Genomic DNA, 24,784 nt, shown 5'->3' on the forward strand with positions numbered 1-24,784 from the left:
TGTCGTAAGCGCTCCCCCGGTAGGGTCCGGCCATGGCCGAACGAGTGGTTCCGGAGGGCCGGCGGCAGCGCCGCCGCCCCACCAAGCAGGGCACCGTGCTCTCCGAGCGGGTGATCGTCGAGACGGCGCTGCGGCTCGTCGCCCAGCACGGCGCGGAGGCGTTGTCCGTACGGCGTCTGGGCGCCGCCCTGGGCTCGGATCCCAGCGCGCTCTACCGCTACTTCCGCAACACCGACGACCTGCTGCTCGCCCTCGCCGACGAGATGGTCGGCCGGGCGCAGGCGGGCTGGCGGGCCACCGGCGAGTGGCGGGCCGACCTGCGCGAGATCGCCCTGCGCATCCACGCCGCCTACCTGGCGAACCCACAGGTCGCGGCGCTCGCCGCGCACCGCACGACGGGCCGGGCGCACGAGACCCGCGCGGTGGAGGCGATCCTCGGCGTGCTGCGCCGCGCGGGCTTCCCGGACGCGGAGGCGGTCCGGATCTATCACGCCTTCGTCGACCAGGCCCTGGCCTTCGCCGCCCTCGACGCCGCCGCCCTCGCCCTGCCGGAACCGGCCCGCGAGGCCGACGAGCAGGTCTGGCACGCGGCCTACGGCAAGCTCTCGCCCGACACCCACCCGAACGTGGCGGCGACCTACCCGCTGCTCGCGGCGGACATGCGGGACAGCGGCCACCCCTTCGCGCTGGAACTGATGCTGGACGCGGTGGGGGCGCGGCTGGCGGCGCGCCTTGCGGCGCTCGGCGAGGGATAGGGGACCCGGTCCCGGGCGCGGGCCCGGGTCGGCGGCGCTTACGTCAACACCATTGACGGAAATCGGCCGTGCCCGGTCTCATGGCGGCACTTCGAAGGCGTGCGGCCCCGAGGCCCCGCCTCCGCGATCCGAAGGAGCACCGCCCATGGACCCCCTGCACGCGCTCCGGGACGCCTCGCCCACCCCCTTCTGGCTGGACGACGCCGACCGCCGGCCGCCCGCCGCGCCGGCTCTCGTCGGGCCGACCGACTGCGATCTGCTCGTGGTCGGCGGGGGTTACAGCGGGCTGTGGACCGCGCTGATCGCCAAGGAGCGCGATCCGTCGGCCGATGTCGTGCTGATCGAGGCGGGCCGGGTCGGCGGCGCCGCGTCCGGGCGGAACGGCGGCTTCTGCGAGTCGAGCCTGACGCACGGACTGGGGAACGGCCTTGCCCGCTGGCCCGGGGAGATCGGGCGGCTCGAACGGCTCGGCCGGGAGAATCTGCAGGCCATCGAGGACACGGTCGCCCGGCACGGCATCGACTGCGACTGGCGGCGCAGCGGCTCCCTGGTGGTCGCCACCGAGCCGTACCAGCTCGCGGGCCTGAAGGAGGAGGCCGAGGCCGCCGCGCGGTACGGCGCGGACGTGGCGCTGCTCGACGAGGCCGCGGTGCGGGCCGAGATCGACTCCGCCACCTTCCTCGGCGGGCTCTGGAACAAGGACGGGGTCGCCATGGTCGACCCGGCCCGGCTCGCCCACGGCCTCAAGCGCGCCTGCCAGGAGCTCGACGTGCGGGTGTACGAGCACACGCCGGGCATCCGGCTCACCGAGGACGGCGCCCGGATCGCCGTCACCACGCCCTACGGCCGGGTGCGCGCCCGCAAGGTCGCGCTCGCCACCAACGCGTACCCCTCGCTGCTTCGCCGGCACCGCCCGTACACCGTCCCCGTCTACGACTACGCGCTGATGACCGAGCCCCTGACGGATCATCAACTCGCCTCCGTGGGCTGGCGGAACCGGCAGGGCTTCGCCGACTGCGCCAACCGCTTCCACTATGTGCGCCTGTCGGCCGACAACCGGATCCTGTGGGGCGGCTTCGACGCCGTCCACCGCTTCCGGGGCGGTGTGCGGGCCGAGCGGGACCAGCGCCCGGAGACCTTCGCGACCCTCGCCCGGCACTTCTTCGAGACCTTCCCGCAGCTCGCCGGGGTCCGCTTCGGCCACGCCTGGGGCGGCGCGATCGACACCAGCACCCGCTTCTGCGTCTTCTTCGACACCAGCCACCGCGGCCGGGTGGCGTACGCGGCCGGTTACACCGGTCTCGGCGTGGGCGCCACGCGCTTCGGCGCCGAGGTGATGCTCGACCTGCTCGCCGGGGCGCGCACCGAGCGCACCTCGCTGGAGCTGGTGCGCCGCAAGCCGCTGCCGTTCCCGCCGGAGCCGGTGCGGTCCGTCGGCATCGGGATCACACAGTGGGCGCTCGCCCGCGCCGACGCCCGCGAGGGGCGCCGCAATCTCTGGCTGCGCGCCCTGGACCGCGCGGGCCTCGGTTTCGACAGCTGACCCACCGCCCGTACCGCTGCCGCGTTCACCTCGTCTTCGCCCGCCGACTCCCGTCCCATGGCCCGCTGTTGGGGGTCGTGTCGCCGGGGCGAGGTGCGGTGGGCGGCATGCGACGGGGGCGATGGCGGCAGTGGGGACGGGTGGCGGCGGCGGTCGCGCTGACGGCGGCGGCCCTGGCGGCGGACGAGCCGCCCGGGCCTGCGCGGTGCACGGGCTCGGTGCCGTACGCCGCCGGGACCGGCGGCTACGCGGTCTACCGGATACCGGCCGTCGTCCGCACCCCCGTCGGCACCCTGCTCGCCTTCGCCGAGGGCCGGGTGCACGGGGCGGGGGACGCGGGCGCCGTGGATCTGGTGCTGCGGCGCTCGGGCGACGGCGGCTGCACCTGGGGGCCGCTGATCGTGGTCGCGGCCGGACACGGGGACACCCGCGGCAATCCGGCCCCGGTGGTCGACCCGGCGAGCGGCGACGTCGTGCTGCTCTCCTCGGGCAACGCCGGTACGTCGACCGAACGCGCCGTGCTCCAGGGGCGGGTGGACCCGGCGCGCGGACGGCGGGTGTACGTCCAGCGCAGCGCGGACGACGGGCGCGTCTTCTCCGCGCCCGAGGACATCACCGCCTCGGTAAGGCGGCCCGACTGGCGCTGGTACGCCACCGGCCCAGGGCACGCGCTCGCCCTCACCCACGGCCGGTACGCGGGCCGGCTCGTCGTCCCCGCCGACCACTCGGCCGCGCCGCCGCCCGGCTCCACGGACACCGGCCGCGAGCCGCGCCACTACGGCGCGCACGCCCTGCTCAGCGACGACGGCGGCCACAGCTGGCGGATCGGCTCCGTGGACGAGTCCTACGACGGACGCGTCAACAGCAACGAGACCACGGCGGCCGAACTCCCCGACGGCAGCCTCTACTTCAGCACCCGCGACCAGCTCGGCGACGCCCCCGGCCAGCGCGCCGACAGCCGTTCGGCCGACGGCGGCGCGAGCCTGGAGCACCCGTACGCGCCGCAGCCCGCGCTCGCCGTCGTACCCGTCGTGCAGGGCAGTCTGCTGTACGTGCCCGGGCCGGGGCCGGGGCGGCCCGGGCTGCTGCTGTTCTCCGCGCCGTCGGTGCCGGACCGGCGCGCCGCCGAGGCGCTGTGGACCAGCGCCGACGGCGGCCGCACCTTCACCCGGGCGCTCACCCTGTCACCGCGCCCCGCCGCGTACTCGGACCTGGTGCGGGTGGACGCGGAAACGGTCGGCGTGCTGTACGAGACGGGGGTGCGCGGCCCGTACGAGTCGATCGCCTTCCGGCGCGTCCCGCTGGCCCGGCTCGGCCGATGACTCAGACGCCGGGTATCTCCCGGGCCCGGAAGGCGTCGCGGACCGCGTCGGCGGCGGCCTGCCCGTACATGCTCCGGGCGGTGGCGACGGTCTGGGCCGCCGCGGCCGAGAAGGAGGTGTCGGGGGCGAAGCCGAACTGGGCGTTCACGATGATCCGGTCGGCGGTACGGGCGCCGAGCGCCGTGCGGATGTCCCAGAGCGCGCGGGACCAGATCTCGCCGTCCGCGTGGACCTCGCCGACCCGGTCCGCGTAGACCTTGGTGCCGTCCAGGCGCCGCAGGCAGTGCGGGGCGCCGCTGTACATGACGGAGTCCCAGTCGCCGACGCAGGCGAGGTCGGTGCGCACCGGCCAGCCGTGGCGATTGGCGGCGTTCGTGCCGACGGCGACGGCGAGGTAGTCGCCGAAGGCCTCGCCGATCGCGCCGGCCTCGGCGGAGGCGCCGAAGCCGGGCACCTGGGCCTCGTGCACGGCGTGCCCGTACTCGTGGACGATCACCTCGGCGTCCTCGGCGTCGTCGACGCCGCCCTTGCCGAAGCGGATCTCGTCCTTCTTGTCGGTGAAGAAGGAGTTGTCGGCGCCCCACTGGTTGATCCGCACGGGCTGCACCCGGTCGTTGGCGCCCGGCAGTTCGCTGCCGAAGCCCAGGCTCTGGAGGTAGTCCTGCGCCTCGTTGACCCAGAAGTACGCCATGACCTGCTCGAACTGGTCGTCGTGGCGGTCGTAGCCGCCCGCGTCGGCGGTCTTGGCCGAGGCGCCGGTGTCGGACCGGACGGAGGCCCAGCGGCCGGAGAGGCCGCCGCTGCCGTCGAGGTTGCGCAGCTCCGCGAGCGTGTAGGCGGAGGCGGGCACCGCGGTGGCGGAGTCCTTGGCGTCGGTGAGCGACTGGTCGCCCGTGGACTGCACGGGGTTGACCATGAAGATGCGGGCCTGGGGCCCGGCGGAGTGCGGGGCGGTGTCCGCGGCGGCGGCCGGTCCGGCCAATCCCGCAGGGGCGATCAGCGCCACGGTGGCGGTGGCCGCGGCGATCAGGCCGCGGGATGTGCGGCGAGCCATCAACGTCCTCCCGGTGTGGGATGCGAGGTGAGGGTAGGGGGGTGGTGCCGTCGTGCGGCCGTGATCATCGCGCACGGCACCACCCCGCGTCGAGGGCCTGAGGCGTACAGATCCGCCGCGGTGCGGGGCGGCGGCGCGGGTTCAGGGCAGCAGCGCGGGCTCGGCGTCGCGGGCGAGCGCGTGGGCGAACTCCGGCCACCAGGCGCCGGCGGGCGGGTCGACCACTCCGTACACCGGGTCGGCGGGGCCGGTGGTGCCGCGGGTGCAGCTGCCGTCGGAGTCGCCGATGGTCTTCACGTACAGATAGGCGTCGACGAGCGGCTGACCGGTGTCGGCGGTGGGGCGCGGGCCCATGCCGCGGCCGGGCGGGTTGCACCAGGTCTCGGGGTCGGGGTACGTGCCGGCGGCGGGCTTCCAGGGGCCCTTGCCGTTGCGGCTGGTGTCGACGACGAAGTGGGCGAGTTCCGTGGTGGCGGGCAGGCCGACGGTCTGGTCGTACCAGGCGTCGGTCCAGTGCCAGGTGGTGGGGTCGTCGGCGGAGACGGCGTTGCCGGGGCTGCCGTCGTTGGGCGCGGCGGCGGAGTAGTACTGGCCGGCGCACCAGTCGGTGTGGCCGCGGCCCCAGTCGGGGCCCTGGGTCGCGAACCAGACGCACTTGGCCAGCCAGCCGCCGTAGCGGGTCTGGTGGTCGGTGGGCTGGAAGTTGGAGACGTTGAGCGCGAATCCGTCGGCGCGGTCGACGCCGGCGTCGATCAGCCGCTGGGCCATGTCGCCGACGGCGCGCCACTGGCTGTTGCCGGCGTCGAGGTAGACGAGGGTGCGGGGGTGTCGCTTGAGCGCGGTGACGGCGAAGCCGAGGTCGGCGAGGCGGGCCCTGGTCAGCTCGCCGGTGGGGTCGCCGGTGCCGGCGCAGTCCTTGGGGAGCGCGCCGAGTCCGTCGGGTTCGAGGAGGACGACGGCGGGGCCGTCGCCGATGCCGTCGGCGAGCGCGGTGACCCACTCCCGGTAGGCGGTGGAGGACGCGGCGCCGCCGCCGTCGTACAGGCCGCAGTCCCGGCCGGGCACGTTGTACGCGACGAGGACGGGCACCTGCCCGGCTGCGCCGGCGCGCGCGCCGAGCGCGGCGGCGTCCGTGCGCGCCCGCTCGGGCGTCCCGCCGGTGAACCAGGCCGCCTGCGGCAGGGCGGCGAGGCGGGTCATCCGGGCGGCGTCGTCCGTGTCCCCGGCCGCCGCGTCGGCGACGGCCTGCCGGGCGGCGCCGTTGTCGGGCTCCACATAGAACCGGGTCGTCGGCGTGAGGGTGGGCGCCACCGGCTCCTCGGCGCGCGCCGCCGGGCCGCCGGCCGCCCAGGCGGCGCAGACGGCGAGTGCCGTCACGAGTCCGGCGGTGCGCCGCCGCCGTCCCGGTCTCCGGTCCGTCTTCCGATCCGTCTTCCGATCCGTCTGCATCTGGCCTCCCTCGGCCTCCCCCGACGCGGTCGCGAGCAGCCTAGGTGTTTTCGATCTTCGACGGTGGCGGAATGCGGGCCTCCTCCGGCGCGAGGGGGCGCGCGGGCTGCTCAGTCCTGCCGGCTGCTCTCGTCCCTCAGCCAGGTGTCGAAGTCGCGCGCCCTGATCGCCTTGCGCGCGCCCCTGCGCGCCGTGAGCGCCGCCGACAGGAAGACGAGCATCGCGGGGAGCAGGGTGGGGTCGGCGCGCAGCAGGGCGCGCAGGTCGCCGAGGCCGGTGCGGGCGGTGGGCGGCGGGGCCGGGGTGGTGGGGGCGGCAACGTCCGGAGTGGGGGATTCCGCCGACTCCCGCTGCCGCTCCTCCAGTTGCGCCGTCGAGGTGGCCGCGCGGATCCGGCGGCGGATCAGGTCGGGCCAGGTGCGCGGCGGGCGGACGACGACCCTGGCGGCCGGGACGACGGCGCGTTCGGCGGGCGCGAAGGCGAGGGACGCGGCGAGGTCGTCGGCCATCAGCGGCGGGAGCGCGGCGATACGGGCATGGCCCTCGCCGGTCATGGCGATCACCCCGCGCCCGAACAGCCCCTCGCGCACGGCGGGCAGCCGCTGCCAGACCCGGTAGTAGGCCCGCACCCGCCAGGAGCAGCCGTTCATCGGCAGCTCGCGCTCGGGCGCGGCGGCGAGCACGGCGCCGGGGCCCGGGCCGGAGAGCGCGGCGGTCAGGGCGCGTACGTCGGCGGCGCCGAGTTCCACGTCGGCGTCCACGTACACCCGGGGGAAGCCCTGGGCGTGCCGGTCGCCGAGGCGCAGGGCCTCGTGCTTGGACGGGACGGGGGTCTCGACGACGCGGACTCCGGGGCCGCGGGCGGTGGCGACGGCGGCGGTGCCGTCCGTACAGCCGTTGGCCACGACGAGGATGTCGAACTCCCCCTCGCCGGCGCCGTCCAGAAGGCGGTCGAGCAGCCGGCCGAGGGTGCGTTCCTCGTTGTGCGCGGGGATCACGATGCTGGGCACGGGGACAGTATGACCAAGGAGTCCCACTCTTCCCACTCTTACATTTCCTTCAACTATCGGTAGGAGTTTCACACAACTCCTGGATGGCCTGCCCCAGTTGGTCTAGATTGAGCGCTGCCGGATCCGCTCGGTCGAAACAATCGTCCCGGGCGGATTCTGCGTCCTGTGCGGACCCGGCCGTGGCTGGGGAGACTTGCGACCTCGGTCCGCACCGTTCAGTCAGGCGGAAGAGCCGCGCACCCTCGTCGACCGTCGCCGCCCTTCCCCTGCCCGTGAGTCGTGCGCTCGCCGGGCGAATCGGGGGGAAGTGGCGCGGGGGTTCAACGGGGTGCGCGCGAAGCGCCCTTGGGGGGAATGGATGACCGTCCTGCCGGTCACGCATGAGCGGCACCGTGTCGAATCCACACATGTCGACCTTCCTCTCCGCCCGTGGCGGCGGAGAAGACACCAGCTCGCGCTGCTCGCCGCGGACTCCGCGGCGGCGGGCGTCGCCGCACTGTTCGTGCTGCGCGCGGGCGGTCACTGGCCGGCCGTGGCGGCGCTGCCACCGGCCTGGGCGGCGGTGCTGCACGCCCACGGCGGTTACGCGCGGGGCCCGTTGGGCTCCGGAACCGAGGTGTACCGGCGGGTGCTGCGCGGCGCGCTCGTCCTTCCGGCGCTCGCGGCCGTCCTGGGCTTGGGCCTGGGCCGCGATCCGGACCTGATGTACGAGATGATCCTGGCCGCACCGGTGGCCGCGGGGCTCTCGCTGGGCGTCCGGTACGCCCTGCGGCGGCGGCTGCGCGGGCACTGGGCGCGCGGCCGGGGCCGTACCACCGCCGTCCTGGTCGGCCCGTCGGCCGGGGTGGCCGAGCTGCTCGCCGCCCTGCTCCGGGACCGGCTGCCGGGCGCGTCCCCGGGCTCCGTGCTCCAGGGCATGGACATCGCCGGGGTGTGCCTGACGGACCCGGTGAACGCCGCCGAGGTGGACCTCTTCGACGTGCAGGTCCTCGGCGGGGTCGACGAAGTGCCCGGCGCCATACGGATGTTCGGCGACGCGACGGCCGTCGTGGTGCTGCCGTCGGCGGAGATCGACGCGCCGCTGCTCCGCCGGCTCGCGTGGAGCACGGCGGCCGCCGGGGGCGACTTCCTGATGGCCCCGGCCTTCGGCGACGTGGCCGCCTCGCGCCTGGAGGTGCGGCCGGTCGGCGGGGTGCCGCTGATCCACGTACGGGCGCCGCGCATGTCCCGGCTCTCCCGGCTCCCGAAGGAGCTGGCCGACCGGCTGGTGGCGGCGGTGCTGCTTCTGCTGCTTTCCCCGCTGATGTGCGGGGTGGCGCTCGCCGTACGACTCGGCAGCAAGGGTCCGGCGCTGTTCCGGCAGGTCCGGGTGGGGCTGCACGGCAAGCAGTTCACGATGCTGAAGTTCCGGACGATGCGGCCGGACGCGGAGGCCCGCCGGGCGGAGCTGGCGCACGCCAATCACAACAGCGACGGTCTGCTGTTCAAGGTGCGCGACGATCCGCGGGTGACCCGGATCGGGGCCACCTTGCGCCGCTACTCGCTCGACGAACTGCCGCAGCTGTTCAACGTGTTGAGCGGGCGCATGTCGTTGATCGGTCCGCGGCCGCCGCTGCCCGAGGAGGTCGCGGGCTACACCCACGAGGTGCGCCGCCGGCTGCTCGTGAAGCCCGGGCTCACCGGTCTGTGGCAGGTCAGCGGCCGCTCCGACCTGCCGTGGGAGGAGGCCGTCCGCCTCGACCTCGCGTACGTGGACAACTGGTCGCTCCGTCTGGACGCCGAGATCCTGCTGCGCACCGGCCCCGCCGTGGTCCGCGGCACCGGCGCCTACTGACCCCCGCGCGCCCCGCCCGTATACCCGCCCTGAAGACCGTCCCGAAGTCCCGCCACACCCCGATCCGCCCACCCTGTATGGAGGGGAACACGTTGAACGACGCCGACCGACCCGACGAGCGGCTGGGAGTCGCCGTCATAGGCGCCGGCTACTGGGGGCCCAACCTGGTGCGCAACTTCCAGGCCAGCGACCGGTTCCGGCTGCGCTGGCTGTGCGACCTCGACGTCGCGCGCGCCGAGCGGGTCCTCGGCGGGTACTCCACGGTGCGGGCCACCGCCGACTACGCGGCGGTGCTCGCCGACCCGGAGGTCGCCGCGGTCGCCGTCGCCACCCCGGCCGGCACCCATCTGGACGTGGCGCTCGCCGCGCTGCGCGCCGGGAAGCACGTGCTCGTCGAGAAGCCGCTGGCCACCACCTACGCCGACGGGGCGCGCCTGGTCGCGGAGGCCGAGGAGCGCGGGCTGACCCTGATGTGCGACCACACGTACTGCTACACCCCGGCCGTGGCGAAGATCCGCGAGCTGGTGCACGAGGGCGCGCTCGGCGAGATCCACTACGTGGACTCGGTGCGGATCAACCTCGGCCTGGTGCAGAAGGACATCGACGTGCTGTGGGACCTGGCCCCGCACGACCTGTCGATCCTGGACTTCATCCTGCCCGAGCACGTGGAGCCGGTGGCGGTCGCCGCGCACGGCGCGGACCCGATCGGCGCGGGCCGGGACTGCATCACGTACCTCACGCTGCAGCTCAACACCGGGGCCATCGCGCATGTGCACGTGAACTGGCTGTCGCCCACCAAGGTGCGCACCACCATGGTCGGCGGCGCCAAGCGCACCCTGGTCTGGGACGACATGAACCCGGCGCAGCGGGTGGCGGTCTTCGACCGGGGCGTCGACCTTGCGACGCCGCAGGACCTGGGCGCGGACGAGCGCCGGGAGGCGCTGATCTCGTACCGCAGCGGCGACATGGTCGCGCCGGCGCTGGGCGAGAAGGAGGCGCTGCGCGGCATGGTCGACGAGTTCGCGGCGGCGATCACCGAGGGCCGGGCGCCGCTGACCGACGGGCGGGCGGGCCTCAGGGTCCTGGACATTCTGGAGGCGGCCTCGCGGAGCCTGGAGTTCCGCGGTGCGGTCGTCGGTCTGCGGACCGGGGGTGACCGGGCACTGCCCGCACCGCCGACACCGCGGAACGGGTCTGCGAAGAACGTGAACGAAGCGGCGGGAGAACGGCGTTGAGCGACTTCGAGGGCAAGCGGATCCTGGTCACCGGCGGTGCCGGGACGATCGGCTCGCATGTGACGGACCTGCTGGTCGAGGGGGGTGCGCGCGAGGTGGTCGTGCTCGACAACTTCGTGCGCGGCCGGCGGGCCAATCTGGCCCGGGCGATGGCGAGCGGCCGGGTCGAGCTGGTCGAGGGCGACATCCGGGACGCGGCGACGGTGCGCCGGGTGACCGGGGGCGCCGACCTCGTGTACCACCTGGCGGCGATCCGGATCACCCAGTGCGCGGAGGAGCCGCGGCTCGCCAACGAGGTGATGGTCGACGGCACGTTCAACGTCCTGGAGGCCGCGGCGGCGGCCGGGGTGGGCAAGGTGATCGCCTCGTCCTCGGCCTCCGTCTACGGCCTCGCCGAGTCGTTCCCGACGACCGAACGCCATCACCCGTACAACAACGACACCTTCTACGGGGCGGCGAAGGCCTTCAACGAGGGCATGCTGCGCAGCTTCCACGCGATGTACGGCCTGGACTACGTGGCCCTTCGCTACTTCAACGTGTACGGGCCGCGGATGGACATCCACGGCCTGTACACCGAGGTGCTGATCCGCTGGATGGAGCGGATCGAGGCGGGCGAGCCGCCGCTGATCCTCGGCGACGGCACCCAGACGATGGACTTCGTGGACGTCCGCGACATCGCGCGCGCCAACATCCTCGCCGCGCGGCCCGAGTTGACCAACAAGGTGTTCAACGTGGCCTCGGCGACGGAGACCTCGCTGCGGGAGCTCGCCGACGCGCTGCTCGACGTGATGGGCTCCGACCTGGAGCCGGTGCACGGCCCGGCGCGCGCGGTCAACGGAGTGACCCGGCGGCTCGCGGACACCACGCTGGCCGAGGAGCGGCTCGGCTTCAAGGCCGAGATCGATCTGCGGACGGGCCTGAAGGACCTGGTCGACTGGTGGCGGGCCGAGAAGGGCGCGACCGCCACGGACGCCGACCGGGCGGCCGCGCAGCCGGTGAAGATCCCGGTGATGGTGCCGTGGCTGGGCGAGGAGGAGGCGACGGCCGCCGCCGACGCCGTGCGCTCCGGCTGGGTCGCGCAGGGGCCGCGGGTCGCCGCCTTCGAGCAGGCCTTCGCCGAGCGGGTGGGCGCCGCGCACGGCGTGGCGGTCAGCTCCTGCACCACCGCCCTGCACCTGGCGCTCGTGGCGCTCGGCCTGGGCCCCGGGGACGAGGTGATCGTCCCCTCGCTGTCCTTCATCGCCACCGCCAACGCCGTACGGTACGTGGGCGCCGAACCGGTCTTCGCCGATGTCGACCTGGCCACCGGCAACCTCACGGCGGCGACCGTGGACGCGGTCCGCACCACGCGTACCAGGGCGGTGCTCGTCGTCCACCAGGCCGGGGTGCCGGCCGACGTCACGGAGCTCCGGGCGGCCTGCGAGGGCTGGGGGCTGCCGCTGGTCGAGGACGCGGCCTGCGCGATCGGCTCGACCGTCGACGGCGGGTCCGTCGGCCGGGGCGCGCTGCTCGCCGCCTGGTCGTTCCATCCGCGCAAGCTGCTCACCACCGGCGAGGGCGGCATGGTCACCACCGACGACGCCGAGTGGGCGGCGCGGCTGCGGCGGCTGCGCGAGCACGGCATGAACGTGTCGGCGGCCGACCGGCACGCCAGCGGCAAGCCCGTCCTGGAGAGCTATCTGGAGACGGGCTTCAACTACCGGATGACCGACATCCAGGCGGCCGTCGGCCTCGCCCAGCTGGAGAAGCTGGACGCGCTGGTCGCCCGGCGCCGGGAACTCGCCGCCCGTTACACGGAGTTGCTCGCGGACGTGCCGGGTCTGCGGCCGGTGCGGGACCCGGAGCACGGGACGGGGAACTTCCAGTCGTACTGGGTGCTGCTCGACACCCGCTTCCCGGTCGGCCGCGACGAACTCCTCGCCCGGCTCGCCGAGTCGGGGATCTCGGCGCGGCGCGGCATCATGGCGAGCCATCTCGAACCGGCCTACGCCGGGCACCCGGCCGGGCCGCTGCCGGTCACCGAGCGGATCAGCCGCGATTCGCTGATCCTGCCGCTGTTCCACACGATGACCGAGGAGCAGCAGGACCGGGTGGTCGCGGCGCTGCGGGAAGCGGCGGCGGGTCGGTGACCGCACGGCTCGTGATCATCGGTGCGGGCGGGTTCGCGCGGGAGACCGCGCAGGCCGCCCGCGCCGCCGGCCTGCCGCTCGCGGGTCATCTGGACGACGATCCGGCGCTGCACGGCGCCGAGGTGGACGGGGTGCCGGTGCTCGGCGGCACCGGGCTCGTGCCCGAGCTCCCGGACGCCTCGTTCGTGGTGTGCGTGGGCAGCCCCCGCGACTACGCCTCCCGGGCCCGGATCGTCGCCCGCCTCGGCCTGCCCGAGGAGCGCTACACCACGGTGGTGCACCCGACCGCCGCCGTCTCGGCGAGTTCGGTGCTCGGCGCCGGCACGGTGCTGCTCGCGCACACCGTCCTGACCGCCGCGGTGACGGTGGGCCGGCATGTGGCGGTGATGCCGCAGACCGTGCTCACCCATGACGACGTGCTCGGCGACTTCGCCACCCTCGCCTCGGGCGTACGGCTCGGTGGCACCGTCCGGGTCGGCACCGGCGCCTATCTCGGGGCGGGCGCGATGGTCCGCGAGGGCACCGGTGTCGGCGCCTGGTCGCTGGTCGGCATGGGCTCCGTGGTCCTCGCCGACGTGCCGCCCGGCGAGGTGTGGGCGGGCTCGCCCGCCCGCCGCCTGCGCACCGCGCCGCCGCCCGCGCTCGAACAGCTCGCGGCTCACGACGACGTCGCCGCCGCCCCACCCGTACCGGCTCGAGGAGCGAACCGCTGATGAACCACATTCCCCTGGTCGACCTGAAGGCGGCGCACGCGGAGGTCGAGGCGGAGATACGCGCCGGCTTCGACCGGGTCCTCGCCGACACGGCGTTCATCGGCGGCGAGGAGGTCGCCGCCTTCGAGCGCGAGTACGCGGAGTTCGGCGGGATCGCGCAGGTGGTCGGCGTCGCCAACGGCACCGACGCGCTGGAGCTGGCGCTGCGGGCGAGCGGGGTCGGCGCGGGCGACGAGGTCGTGCTGCCCGCGAACACCTTCATCGCGACCGCCGGGGCGGTGGCCCGTACCGGCGCCCGGCCGGTCCTGGTCGACTGCGCCCCCGACACCCTGCTCATCGACCCCGCCGCCGCGCTCGCCGCGGTCGGCGGGGCCACCCGGGCCGTGGTGCCGGTGCACCTGTACGGGCAGTGCGCGGACGTCGCCGCGCTCGCCGCCGGTCTGCCGGAGCGGGTGCGGATCGTGGAGGACGCCGCGCAGAGCCAGGGCGCGAGCCGCGCCGGGCGCACCCCGGGCAGCGGCGGCATCGCCGCGACCAGCTTCTACCCGGGCAAGAACCTCGGCGCCTACGGCGACGCGGGCGCGGTGCTCACCGACGACCCGGAGGCCGCGGCCCTGGTGCGGGCGATCGCCAATCACGGCGGGGTGGCGAAGTACCGGCACGACGTGCCCGGGTTCAACAGCCGGCTCGACGGTCTGCAGGCCGTCGTGCTGCGGGCCAAGCTGCGCCGGCTCGCGGCCGGCAACGAGGCCCGGCGGACGGCGGCGGCCCGTTACGACGAGCTGCTCGCCCCGCTCGCGGAGGCCGGCCGGGTGGTCCTGCCGGTCACCGCCGGGGGCAACACGCACGTCTGGCACCTGTATGTGCTGCGGGTGCCGGGCGCCGACCGGGACGCGGTGGTGGGCAAGCTCAACGCGAGCGGCATCGGGGCGGGCGTGCACTATCCGCAGCCGGTGCACCTGACGCCCGCGTACGCCCATCTCGGCCATGGACGCGGGGACTTCCCGCACGCGGAACGGGCCGCCGACGAGATCCTGTCGCTGCCCCTCTTCCCGCAGATCACCCACGACCAGCAGCGCAGGGTCGTGGACGCACTGGTGAATGCCCTGGACTGACGTCAGGGCGTGGGTCTGTCCGGGCGGACCAGGGTCGGACAGGCCGCGGCGTCTGGTGCGGTGCATCGCAAGGCGCCGGAGCGTCTTGATAGCGGAGCTATCGGGACGCTTCGGGAACGCAGCGAGGTGCCGTGCCAGGCGTCGCGGCCCCGGCCATGGTCCGCCCGGACAGACCAGGCTCCTGCCGGGCCGGTCCGCTCCGCATCCCCGAGGACCGGTCCCCAGGGGCCCGCTCCCCCACCCCCGGCCGCTCGGGCCGGGACCTGCACTGCCCGTGAAAGGTACGTACAGCGATGCAGAACCCCATCCGCCGGGCCAGAGGCGCCGTGTTCGCCCTGGCCGCGGCGCTGACCGCGATATTCCTGCCGGCGAGCGGACAGGCGAGTGCCGTCGCCGACCCGTGCGGCACGGGCAGCAACCCGATCGTCTGCGAGAACTCCAAGCCGGGCACGCCGATGTCCGACTGGTTCGCCGGCAGCTCGTGGGGGGACATCGCCGGTTTCCCCACCAAGGCGAGCCTGCAGGCCGGGGAGACCCTGCAGTTCAAGGTGCAGTCGCCGTCCTCGTTCCATGTGAAGATCTACCGGCTCGGCTGGTACGGCGGCGACGGCGCCCGGCTGGTCTCCACGCCGGCGCAGGCCGCGCAGACCTACCCGGCCACGTACACGAACACCCGCCCGAGCTGTACGCAGGACGCGCCGACGGGTCTGATGGACTGCGGCAACTGGGCGGCCAACGCGAGCTGGACGGTGCCGTCCGACGCCGTCTCCGGACTCTACGTCGCCAACTTCGACCAGGCCGACGGCAACGGCCTCATGCCGTACCCCTTCGTGGTGCGCAACGACGCGAGCCACTCCGAGGTGCTCGTGCAGACCTCCGACCAGACCTGGCAGGCGTACAACGACTGGGGCGGCACCAATCTGTACGACGGGCAGGGCCCGGCGCCCGACGGGCGTGCCTACAAGGTGAGTTACAACCGGCCGATGGACATCGGCGGCGAGAACGGCATCTACGGCTCCGAGTACGAGATGATCGCGTGGCTGGAGCGCAACGGCTACGACCTGAGTTACGTCACGGGCCTGGACACCGCCACCCACGGCGCCCAACTCCTCGCCGGACACAAGATGTTCATGTCCCACGGGCATGACGAGTACTGGACGCAGGAGCAGTTCACCAACGTCCTCAACGCGCGCAAGGCCGGCCAGCACCAGACCTTCTTCGCGGGCAACGAGATCTTCTGGAAGACCCGTCTCGAACCGAGCATCGACGGCAGCAACACGCCCAACCGGACCCTGGTCTGCTACAAGGAGACCAAGCTCAAGTTCCCCGTGCCGAACGGCGTTCCGGACCCGAGCAATGTGTGGACCGGTACCTGGATGGACCCGGACAGCACCAAGGAGGGCGAGCCGTACCGGCCGCAGAACATCCTCACCGGCTCGATGTTCCAGGTGAACGGCTCCCGCAACGACGCCATCACCGTTCCGGCCGCGTACGGCAAGATGCGTCTGTGGCGCAACACCTCGGTCGCCGGGCTCACCGGCAGCCAGGTCGCGACCTTCCCGGCCGGCACCCTCGGCTACGAGTGGGACAGCGACGTGGAGAACGCCAGCCGCCCGTCCGGTGAGATCCGGATGTCCTCGACCACCGTCGACATCGCCGACGGCAAGTACCTGATGGACTGGGGCAACACCTACGGCAACGGCACCGCCACCCACAGCCTGGTCGCCTTCCGCGACCAGACGTCCCACGCCCTGGTCTTCGGCACCGGCACCGTGCAGTGGTCCTGGGGCCTGACCAACGTGCCGACGGCCGACCCGGGCGGCGGCGTGGTCACCGAGGACAAGCGGATGCAGCAGGCGACCGTGAACATCCTCGCCGACATGGGCATCCAGCCGAAGACCCTGCAGTCCGGTCTGGTCGCGGCCACCGCCTCCACCGACGCCACAGGACCTGCGGTCACCGTCACCAGCCCCGCGCCGAACGCCTCCGTCCCGGCCCTGCGGCAGATCACCGTGACCGGCACCGCGGCCGACACCGGCGGCGGCGTCGTGGCCCGCGTCGAGGTCTCCACCGACGGCGGCACCACCTGGAAGGCGGCCCAGGGCACCGGCTCCTGGAGCTACAAGTGGACCCCGATCGCCCAGGGCCCGGTCCAGCTGAAGGTCCGTGCCGTCGACGACAGCGTCAACATCGGCGCCGTCACCACCGTGCCGCTGACCGTGTCCGAGCAGGAGTGCCCGTGCACGGTGTGGCCCGCCTCAGCCGCGCCGGACCTGGTCAACGGCGGCGACGGCAGCTCCGTCGAGCTCGGTGTGAAGGTGCGCAGCTCGGTGCCCGGCACCATCACCGGCGTCCGCTTCTACAAGTCGGCCGCCAACACCGGCACCCACAAGGGCAGCCTGTGGTCGGCCGGCGGGCAGCTGCTCGCCACCGGCACCTTCACGGGTGAGACCGCGTCGGGCTGGCAGGAGCTGAAGTTCGCCAACCCGGTGCCGGTGAAGGCCAACACCACCTATGTCGCCTCGTACTTCGCGCCGAACGGCGGCTACTCCTACGACGCGCACTACTTCACCGACAAGGGCGCGGGCCTGGCCCCGCTGACGGCGCTGCAGTCCGGCACGGACGGCGGGAACGGCGTCTACAAGTACGGCGGCGCGAGCCTGTTCCCGTCGCAGGAGTCGGCGGGCAGCAACTACTGGGTGGACGCGATCCTGGAGACCGGCTCGGCCTCCACCGCGCCGCCGGTCGTCACCGCCCGCACCCCCGCGGCCGGCGCGACCGGGGTGGCGATCACCAGCCCGCTGTCGGCGACCTTCAACCAGAGCATCGACGCGAGCACCCTGGTGTTCACCGTGAAGGGCCCCGGCGGCACCGCCGTCCCGGGCAGCGCCGCCCTCGACGGCGACGGGAAGACCGCCGCCTTCACGCTCGGCAGCCAGCTCGCCCTCGGCACCGCGTACACGGTGTCGGTGCAGGCCGCCGACCTGTGGGGCAACGCCATGCCCGACCCGGTGACCTGGACCTTCACCACCAGCGCCACCCCGCCGGCGGCGAACTGCCCGTGCACCCTGTGGAGCCCGGAGACCGTGCCCGCGAAGACCGCGGAGACCGGTGACGGGAACTCCCTGGAGCTGGGCACCCGCTTCCGGTCGGCGCTGAACGGCAAGGTCACCGGCGTCACCTTCTACAAGGGCGCGACCAACACCGGCACCCACACCGGCAGCCTGTGGACGGACGACGGCACCCTGCTCGCCACCGGCACCTTCACCGGCGAGACCGCCTCCGGCTGGCAGAAGCTGACCTTCACCACCCCGGTGGACATCACGGCGGACACCACCTACGTGGTGTCGTACCACGCGCCGAACGGCAACTACGCCGCCGATCCGCAGTACTTCACGGGGGCCCGGCTCAACTACCCGCTCTCCGGGCTCGCGGACGGTGGCGGCAGCGCCAACGGCCTGTACCGGTACGGCGCTTCGAGCGCCTTCCCGAACAGCTCCTACAACTCCACCAACTACTGGGTCGCTCCGGTCTTCACGACCAACTGACCCACCGACGGACCGAAACGACCGACCGACCGAAACGACCGACCGAACGACCGACGAACGAAATCGGGGAACGCACCACATGAGCTCTGTCAGCGTCGTGATCCCCTGCTACAAGTACGGCCGTTTCCTGGCCGACTGCGTACGCAGCGTGCTCGACGAGCAGCCCGGCCTCGACGTGCGGGTGCTGATCATCGACGACGCGTCCCCCGACGACTCGGCGGAGGCGGCCAGGAAGCTGGCCGCCTCCGACCCGAGGATCGAGGTGCGGGTCCACGAGCGCAACAAGGGCCATATCGCCACCTACAACGAGGGCCTGCTCGAATGGGCGGACGGCGACTACGTCGTCCTCCTGTCCGCCGACGACCGGCTGGTCCCCGGGGCGCTGGTGCGGGCCGTCGCCCTGCTCGACGCCCACCCGGAGGCTGGCTTCTGCTACGGCCGGCCGCTGCGGTTCCAACACGGCGGGCCGCTCCCCGCGGCCCGTACGGAGTCCACCGGCTCCGTGGTCTACCCGGGCCACTGGTGGCTGGAGCGGCGCTTCCGCGAGGGCACCGGCTGCATCACCTCCCCCGAGGTGGTGGTCCGCACCAGCCTCCAGCGGAAGGTCGGCGGCTACGACCCGGAGCTGCCGCACGCCGGAGACATCGAGATGTGGATGCGGCTCGCCTCGCACGCCGACGTGGGCTATGTCCGGGGGGCCGACCAGGCCTACTACCGGGTGCACGGCAACAACATGTCCACCACCGACTTCGGCGGGCAGCTCGACGACATCCGGCAGCGCCGGGCCGCCTTCACCGCGGTCCTCGACAAGTGCGCCGACCAGCTGCCCCAGGCCCGCCGGCTCGCCGGGCTCGTCGACACCCGCCTGGCCCGCCAGGCACTGCGGCGGGCCTACCGGGCCTACGACCGGGGCCGCACCGACGTCGTGCCCGTCGAGGAGCTGGTGGCCTTCGCCCGCGAGTGCCGGCCGGACGCCGAGACGCTCCCGGAGTTCCGGGCGCTGCGGCTGCGCCGCCGGATCGGCGCCCGCGTCATGCCGTACCTCCAGCCGCTGATCCTGTCCGCCGTGGCCGAGCGGGGCCGCGAGTGGCTGTGGTGGCGGTCCTGGAAGCGCCGCGGCATCTGAGCCCCGTCACGATCCCGTACACCACCCCGTACACCGAGGAAAGGCAGCACCGTGAACTACCGGGTCCAGCCCACCGCGCAGGTCGACGAGAAGGCCGTCGTCGGCGCCGGCAGCAGCGTGTGGGAGCTCGCCCAGATCCGCGAGGACGCCCGCCTGGGCGAGAACTGCGTGATCGGCCGGGGCGCCTACGTCGGTCCCGGCGTGACCCTGGGCGACAACTGCAAGCTGCAGAACTACGCCCTGGTGTACGAGCCCGCGGTGCTCGGCGACGGCGTCTTCGTCGGCCCGTCGGCGGTGCTCACCAACGACCACAACCCGCGCGCCGTGGACCCCGACGGGAAGCTGAAGCGTGGCGGCGACTGGGAGCCGGTCGCCGTGGTGATCGGCGACGGCGCGGCCGTCGGGGCCCGCTCGGTGTGCGTGGCGCCGGTGACGATCGGGCGCTGGGCGCTCGTCGCGGCCGGTTCGGTGGTGACCGCCGACGTCCCGGACTTCGCCCTGGTCATGGGCGTCCCGGCGCGTCAGGCGGGCTGGGTCGGGAAGGCGGGCGTACGGCTGACCGCGCGCCCGGACGCGCCCGGCCTGTGGGAGTGCCCGGAGACCGGCGCGCTGTACGAGGAGCGGGACGGGCGGCTCACGGAGCACGGTGCCGGGCGCTAGCGCCCTGCCCGCCCCCGCCCTGGTCGCCCTGCCCGGTCGGCCCGGCCTCCTGGCGGCGGCGCCGGCCGGCCGCGTACCGCTCGGTCCACAGCGCGCAGACCACCCCGGCGAGGGTGCCGAGCGCGCCCACCCCGGCGTAGGCCCGGGTGCGGTTGGGCGGCAGGGCGACGGTGCCGGGGCGGTTGACCAGGTCGACGGTGAGCAGGGTGCCGGCCGGCACCTTCTGCTCGGCCTGGAGGGCCTGCAGATGCCGCTCGTAGACGTCGATGACCACCTGCACCACGCGGTCGGCCTCTTCGGGCGCGGTCTGCTCCGCCTCGACCTGCAGGGTGGGGATCGAGTAGTACGGGGTGGCGCTGGTGCCGCTGTTGCGCGGGGTGAGGCGGTAACTGCCGTGCGCCCCCGCCGCCTTCAGCTCGGCGCGCCCGGCGGGCGACTGGAGCCGCTGCACGACCGCGTAGGACACCATCGCCAGCGAGGGCTGGAGGTTGGTGAGCTGGTTGGGCTGGTTGTCGGTGCGCGGCGGTTTCACCACGAGCACCGCGGAGCTCTGGTAGCGCGGCGCGGGCCGCAGCGCCGGGTAGCAGGCGGCGGCCGTGACGAGCGCGGCGAGCAGCAGGACGTACCAGCGGCGCAGCAGCACGCGGGCCAGTCCCTCGGGTGTCAGCACGTCTCTGTCCATCAGCACCGATACTGGCAGCACCGAGGGGAACCGGGGGAGGGTTCGTGAGCATCGCCGAGATCTTCCGCGTGCTGGGCCGGCGTTGGTACGTGACGGTGCCGATGGTGCTGCTCAGTCTGCTCGCGGGCGGCTACCTCTACACGACGGTCCCCGTGACGTACGAGTCGCAGAGCCAGCTCGCGCTGCTCAACTCCAGCCGGGTGGCCCGGCCCGCGCCGAGCTACGGCAACACCCTGGCGTACGCGAGCGGTTCGCTGATCGGGACGGCCGATGTCCTGATCCGGGCGCTGCAATCGGCGGAGACCGTACAGGAGTTGCGCGGGCACGGGATCACCGACGAGTACGCGGTGGACTTCGCCGCCCAGGCGGAGGGGCCGCTGCTGACCCTGACGGTCAAGGGCGACGACCGGGACCGGGTGCTCGCCGAGACCCGCCGGCTCACCGACTACGCGGCGGAGCAGCTGCAGCAGTTGCAGGAGCAGGCCCGGGTGCCGGACGGCTACTACGTGGAGTCGGCGCGGATCGTGCCGGCGCAGAAGCCGGTGTCGCAGCCCAAGTCCCGCTATCAGAAGGTCGCCGCGGTCGTCGTGTTCGGCGTCGCGGGCGGTTTCGTCCTTGCCTTCGTGGTGGAGATCTGCTCGGCGGCCCGGCGGCGGGCTCGGGGGCTCGCCGGCTTCCATGACGCGCCGCCGGTGCCGCGGCCCGGGGCGGGGCGGCTGCGACGGCTGCTCGACCGGCCGCTGGACGCGACGGCGGTGCTGACCGGCTATCTGGCCCTCGCGCTGTTCCTGCCGTCCAATCTGGCCCTTCCGGCGCTCGGCGGCGCGGGCACCCCGGCGAACGTGTTCGCGCTGCTCGGCCTCTTCTGGTACCTGGCGACCTGGTGTCTGGGCCGGATCGCGCCCGCGCCGGGCACCCGTCCGATGCGGGTGGTGATGCTGGTGCTCACCGTCACCATGCTGCTGTCGTACATCACGAACCAGGACCGGATCAGCACCCAGAAGGAGATCCTGGCGGCCGACCGGGGGCTGATCGTGCTTCTGGTGTGGGTGTCGCTCGTGGTCCTGACGACGGCCGGGATCCAGGACCGGGAGCGTTTGGACGTGCTGCTCCGCCGGCTCGTGGTGATGGGGTCGGTGGTCGCGGCGCTCGGTCTGTACGACTTCTTCACCGGCACCAACATCGCCGACTCGCTGCGCATCCCGGGCCTCAACTCCAGCACGGCGAGCGTGAGCGTGATGGACCGCGGCTCCTTCACCCGGCCGCGCTCGCTCACCGCGCATCCGCTGGAGTTCAGCGGGATGCTGGCGATCCTGCTTCCGTTCGCCATCTGGCACGCCTTCGACCCGGCGCGCGAGCACCTGGGCCGGTTCAAGCGCTGGGCGCCGGTGGTGCTGCTCGGCGGCGGGCTGCCGCTGACGGTGTCCCGGACCTCGATCATCGGGGTCGCGGTGGTGGTGCTGATCATGGTGCCGCGCTGGAGGCCGCAGCGGCGCTGGACGGCGATCGGGATCCTGTTCGGGGCGGTCGCGGTGTTCAAGGTGCTGGTGCCGGGCCTGATCGGCACCATCACGGGGCTGTTCTCGGGCAGCCTCAACAACGCGGACAGCAGCACCCAGGCCCGCACCATCAAGTACCCGAAGATCTATGAGTACTTCGTGCAGGACCCGGTGTTCGGGCGGGGCTTCGGCACGTTCACTCCGGAGCGCTACTTCTTCACCGACAACCAGTATCTGCTGACGGTGGCGGAGCTGGGCGCCCTGGGCGTCGCCTGTCTGCTGCTCCTGGGCCTGGCCGGGGTGCACAACGGCGGGGCGCTGCGGCGGCTCGCGCGCACCGAGTCGGACCGGGAGCTGGGGCAGGCCTTCTTCGCCTCGTCGATGGTCGCCCTGGTGATCAGCGCGACCTTCGACACGCTGAGCTTCCCGATGTTCGCGGGCGTGTTCTTCCTGCTGATCGGTCTGGGCGGCAGCGCTCTGGGCTTCGTGCGGCGCGAGGCGGACGCGAAACCCGCGTCACCGGCGGATCCCGCGTCACCGGCAGAGCCCCCGCCGTCCGCGTCGCCCGCGCCTTCCGCCCGTACCCCTGACTCGCCTCGTCTCGTGGAGATCTGATGTCCCCTCACGCCCGCGCCGCCGCCGGGCCCGTCGCCGTTCTGGTCGTCACCTGGAACAGCGCGGCCGTCCTGCCCGGCTTCCTCGACTCCCTGGCGGCCGGGATGAAGGGGCTCGACTGGCGGCTGGTGGTCGCGGACAACGCCTCCTCCGACGACACCGTCGGTGTGGTCCGTGCCCTGGCCCCGGACGCCACGGTCGTGGAGACCGGCCGGAACGGCGGCTACGCCTTCGGTGTCAACGCGGCCCTGCGCGCCGCGGACGGCTGGGAGGACCGCTACCGGGCGGTGCTGATCTGCAACCCGGACATCCGGATGGCCGAGGGCTGCGCGGCCATCCTCGTCGAGGCCCTGGGCACCCCGCTGCCGGACGGCTCCCGGGTCGGGATCTCGGTGCCGCTCCTGTACGAGGAGGACGGCGCCCTGATCCACTCGCTGCGCCGTGAGTCGAGCCTGAGCCGCGCCCTGGGCGAGGCGGTCCTTGGCAACCGGCGGGCCGGGCGCTTCCCGCGCCTGAGCGAGCTGGTCACGGCGCCGGCCGCCTACCGGGCCCGGACCACGGCGGACTGGGCCACCGGCGCCCTGATGGCCCTCTCCCGGGAGTGCGTGACGGCCTGCGGGCCCTGGGACGAGTCGTTCTTCCTCTACTCCGAGGAGACCGAGTACTGCCTGCGGGCCCGCGACCGCGGTCTCGCGACCCGGCTCGAACCGACGGCTCTCGCCACCCACCTGGGCGGGGATTCCCGGGTGTCGCCGCGCCTCTGGTCGCTGCTCTGCGTCAACCGGGTGCGGCTCTACCGGCGGCGCCACGGCGCGGCGGCGACGGCCGCCTTCCGGGGCGCGGTGCTGCTGCGCGAGCTGTCCCGGGCGGCCCTCGGACGGGCGCCCGCGCGGGCCGCCGTCGGGGCCCTGCTCGGGGCTCCTCGGTCCTAGGCTCCTCGGTCGGTCCAGGAGGTGTAGAAGCTGCCCGGGTTCACCAGATAGCGCACGGTGGGCCGGGGCAGATGGGCCACCCGGTGCCCGCGCGCGTACCGCCGGATCAGCTCCCAGTCCTCGCGGGGCAGCACCTCGGGGGTGCGGCGGAGCCGGCTGAAGCGCAGGGCCGGGGTGCGGCGGGCGACGAAGGCGTTGGTGTCGAGGAAGGCCCGGTGGGCCGCGTCGCGCCGGTCGAAGGGCACGGACAGGACGTCCATGTCGGTGCCGTCCGGGCGGACCCGGCGCAGCGCCGTGTAGACGCCGTCGGGGCCGCCCGGCTCCTCCAGGGCGGCGAGGGCCGACTCCAGGTGGTCGGGCTCCCACAGGTTGTCGTCGTCGAGGAAGGCGACGTACGCGGAGGAGGTCAGCCGGATCCCGACGTTGCGCACCACCCCCGCCACGCCCGTGTTCCGGGCGAGCGAGACCGCGAACAGACGGGGGTCGTCCGGGAGTTCGGGCGGCAGTCCGGCGCCGTCGTCGACGACGATGACGACCTGGTCCCGCACGGTCTGACCGAGCGCGGAGACCACGGCCCGCCGCAGCGCCTCGGGGCGCCGATGGGTGGCGATGACGGTGGCGACCCGGGCCGCCGGGCGGTGGCCGAGCCGCCGGGCGAGCCGGGCGGTCTCGGCGTCCTCGATCCGGCGCAGCCGGCGGGCCGTGGGCGCGAGCAGCACCTTGTTGCGCAGCTCGTACAGGACGAGCCAGCCGAAGCGCCGCTTGAGCAGCTCCCAGGGCGCGCGCAGGAGCCGGCGCATCAGGCTCGGACGCGGACGGCCGTGAGGGACTTGGTGAGGCCCGCGACCCGCTCGCTGAGGATCACGGAGCGGGGGAAGAGATGGCGCATCTCGGTGCGGGTGAGCAGCTCGATGTTGACGACGGCGTCCATGGCCTCCTCGGCGTTGCCGGGGCGGCTGTGGGTGAGCGGCCAGTGCCGGATCAGCCGGGTCTGGGCGGCGAGCGGCAGGAACTGGAAGCCGGGGGCGAGGAAGTGGGGTTCGACCGGGAAGTAGCGGTAGGGGGTCTGCACCCAGTGCAGCGGGGCGAGCTTCTCGATGGCGGTGACGAAGCGGCGGCGCTGGCTCGGGCCGCCGACGTGCTCGATGGTCGAGTTGGACACCACGAGGTCGAAGGTGCCGAGCCGGTCCGGGATCTCCGGCTCGGTCACGTCGGCGATCTCCGCGCTGATCCAGTCCGGCAGTTCGGCCGGGTGCACCTCCAGGTTCACCAGGTGCACGTGCTTCGGACGCAGCGGCGAACGCAGCCAGTTGTCGGCCGTGCCCCCGAGGTCGACCACCCGCAGCTCCGCGATGCCCGGGAAGCAGGACCGGAACCGCTCCCAGCGGGCCGCGCGGAAACGTTCGCCGAGCGAGTCGGGCGCGTCGACGAATCGGTTGCGGAGGGCACGGATGCCGGACATCGCATCAACCACCTGGTGTTCGGGAAGGCGGGGTGGGGTCGTGGCCCACCGTAGTGCCCGATGAGGGGATTTATCAGGTCGATGCCCGGAACGTGACCTCG

At 73.7% G+C, this 24,784-nt stretch carries 19 protein-coding genes; 13 read left to right on the plus strand and 6 right to left on the minus strand.

The annotated features are described in order from the left end of the window. The first annotated feature begins 32 nt into the window (after positions 1-32). From KV205_RS25485 to KV205_RS25495, 3 genes are all read left to right on the plus strand, one after another. Positions 33-755, plus strand: a complete 723-nt coding sequence (locus KV205_RS25485) for a TetR/AcrR family transcriptional regulator (protein ID WP_265866947.1) — start codon at positions 33-35, stop codon at positions 753-755. Positions 756-900: 145 nt separating this feature from the next. Then, positions 901-2,298, plus strand: coding sequence for an FAD-binding oxidoreductase (locus tag KV205_RS25490; protein ID WP_265866948.1), 1,398 nt, complete (start codon positions 901-903; stop codon positions 2,296-2,298). 107 nt (positions 2,299-2,405) lie between these two features. Further along, complete coding sequence (locus KV205_RS25495) at positions 2,406-3,620, plus strand: exo-alpha-sialidase (RefSeq protein WP_265866949.1); 1,215 nt, start codon at positions 2,406-2,408, stop codon at positions 3,618-3,620. A 1-nt stretch (position 3,621) separates the two neighbouring features. Here KV205_RS25495 and KV205_RS25500 read toward each other — a convergent pair whose 3' ends face one another. From KV205_RS25500 to KV205_RS25510, 3 genes are all read right to left on the minus strand, one after another. Further along, positions 3,622-4,674, minus strand: coding sequence for a M4 family metallopeptidase (locus tag KV205_RS25500; protein ID WP_265866950.1), 1,053 nt, complete (start codon positions 4,672-4,674; stop codon positions 3,622-3,624). Between the two features lie 141 nt (positions 4,675-4,815). Continuing rightward, complete coding sequence (locus tag KV205_RS25505; RefSeq protein ID WP_265866951.1) at positions 4,816-6,123, minus strand: glycoside hydrolase family 6 protein; 1,308 nt, start codon at positions 6,121-6,123, stop codon at positions 4,816-4,818. A gap of 110 nt (positions 6,124-6,233) precedes the next feature. Next, positions 6,234-7,133 carry a glycosyltransferase gene (locus KV205_RS25510; protein WP_265866952.1) on the minus strand — a complete coding sequence of 300 codons (900 nt, stop codon included), beginning with the start codon at positions 7,131-7,133 and terminating at the stop codon, positions 6,234-6,236. Between the two features lie 358 nt (positions 7,134-7,491). Here KV205_RS25510 and KV205_RS25515 point away from each other — a divergent pair, with 358 nt between their 5' ends. From KV205_RS25515 to KV205_RS25550, 8 genes are all read left to right on the plus strand, one after another. Then, positions 7,492-8,967, plus strand: coding sequence for a sugar transferase (locus KV205_RS25515; protein ID WP_265866953.1), 1,476 nt, complete (start codon positions 7,492-7,494; stop codon positions 8,965-8,967). A 92-nt stretch (positions 8,968-9,059) separates the two neighbouring features. Further along, a complete protein-coding gene (locus tag KV205_RS25520) occupies positions 9,060-10,202 on the plus strand; it encodes a Gfo/Idh/MocA family protein (RefSeq protein ID WP_265866954.1) in 1,143 nt (380 codons plus the stop codon). Further along, the gene (locus KV205_RS25525) at positions 10,199-12,331 is read left to right on the plus strand and encodes an aminotransferase class I/II-fold pyridoxal phosphate-dependent enzyme (protein ID WP_265866955.1); all 2,133 of its coding nucleotides are present in this window, start codon (positions 10,199-10,201) and stop codon (positions 12,329-12,331) included. The genes KV205_RS25520 and KV205_RS25525 overlap by 4 nt, the downstream gene beginning before the upstream one ends. Beyond that, complete coding sequence (locus KV205_RS25530; protein WP_265866956.1) at positions 12,328-13,044, plus strand: acetyltransferase; 717 nt, start codon at positions 12,328-12,330, stop codon at positions 13,042-13,044. The genes KV205_RS25525 and KV205_RS25530 overlap by 4 nt, the downstream gene beginning before the upstream one ends. Next, entirely contained in the window at positions 13,044-14,159 is a 1,116-nt protein-coding gene (locus tag KV205_RS25535; protein WP_265866957.1) for a DegT/DnrJ/EryC1/StrS aminotransferase family protein, read from the plus strand. The genes KV205_RS25530 and KV205_RS25535 overlap by 1 nt, the downstream gene beginning before the upstream one ends. 293 nt (positions 14,160-14,452) lie before the next feature. Continuing rightward, on the plus strand, positions 14,453-17,707 hold the full coding sequence (locus KV205_RS25540) for a DUF4082 domain-containing protein (protein ID WP_265866958.1): 3,255 nt from the start codon (positions 14,453-14,455) through the stop codon (positions 17,705-17,707). A gap of 79 nt (positions 17,708-17,786) precedes the next feature. Next, complete coding sequence (locus KV205_RS25545) at positions 17,787-18,833, plus strand: glycosyltransferase (protein ID WP_265866959.1); 1,047 nt, start codon at positions 17,787-17,789, stop codon at positions 18,831-18,833. Positions 18,834-18,884: 51 nt separating this feature from the next. Continuing rightward, positions 18,885-19,493, plus strand: a complete 609-nt coding sequence (locus KV205_RS25550; RefSeq protein WP_265866960.1) for an acyltransferase — start codon at positions 18,885-18,887, stop codon at positions 19,491-19,493. Here the strand turns inward: KV205_RS25550 and KV205_RS25555 are convergent. Then, positions 19,468-20,175, minus strand: a complete 708-nt coding sequence (locus tag KV205_RS25555; RefSeq protein WP_265866961.1) for a hypothetical protein — start codon at positions 20,173-20,175, stop codon at positions 19,468-19,470. The two genes, KV205_RS25550 and KV205_RS25555, sit on opposite strands and share 26 nt — an antisense overlap. Before the next feature lie 44 nt (positions 20,176-20,219). On the opposite strand from KV205_RS25555, the gene KV205_RS25560 reads away from it, so the two are divergent. Both KV205_RS25560 and KV205_RS25565 read left to right on the plus strand, forming a co-directional pair. After that, on the plus strand, positions 20,220-22,289 hold the full coding sequence (locus KV205_RS25560; protein WP_265866962.1) for an O-antigen ligase family protein: 2,070 nt from the start codon (positions 20,220-20,222) through the stop codon (positions 22,287-22,289). Continuing rightward, positions 22,289-23,221: a glycosyltransferase family 2 protein gene (locus KV205_RS25565; RefSeq protein WP_265866963.1), complete on the plus strand. Its 933-nt coding sequence runs from the start codon at positions 22,289-22,291 to the stop codon at positions 23,219-23,221. The genes KV205_RS25560 and KV205_RS25565 overlap by 1 nt, the downstream gene beginning before the upstream one ends. On the opposite strand, the gene KV205_RS25570 is transcribed toward KV205_RS25565, so the two are convergent. Both KV205_RS25570 and KV205_RS25575 read right to left on the minus strand, forming a co-directional pair. Continuing rightward, entirely contained in the window at positions 23,218-24,021 is an 804-nt protein-coding gene (locus KV205_RS25570; protein WP_265866964.1) for a glycosyltransferase family 2 protein, read from the minus strand. The two genes, KV205_RS25565 and KV205_RS25570, sit on opposite strands and share 4 nt — an antisense overlap. Then, complete coding sequence (locus KV205_RS25575) at positions 24,021-24,683, minus strand: class I SAM-dependent methyltransferase (protein WP_265866965.1); 663 nt, start codon at positions 24,681-24,683, stop codon at positions 24,021-24,023. Before KV205_RS25575 ends, KV205_RS25570 begins: the two co-directional genes overlap by 1 nt. Between the last annotated feature and the right edge of the window lie 101 nt (positions 24,684-24,784).

Source organism: Streptomyces sp. SKN60 (genome assembly GCF_026236535.1).
Classification (GTDB): domain Bacteria; phylum Actinomycetota; class Actinomycetes; order Streptomycetales; family Streptomycetaceae; genus Streptomyces.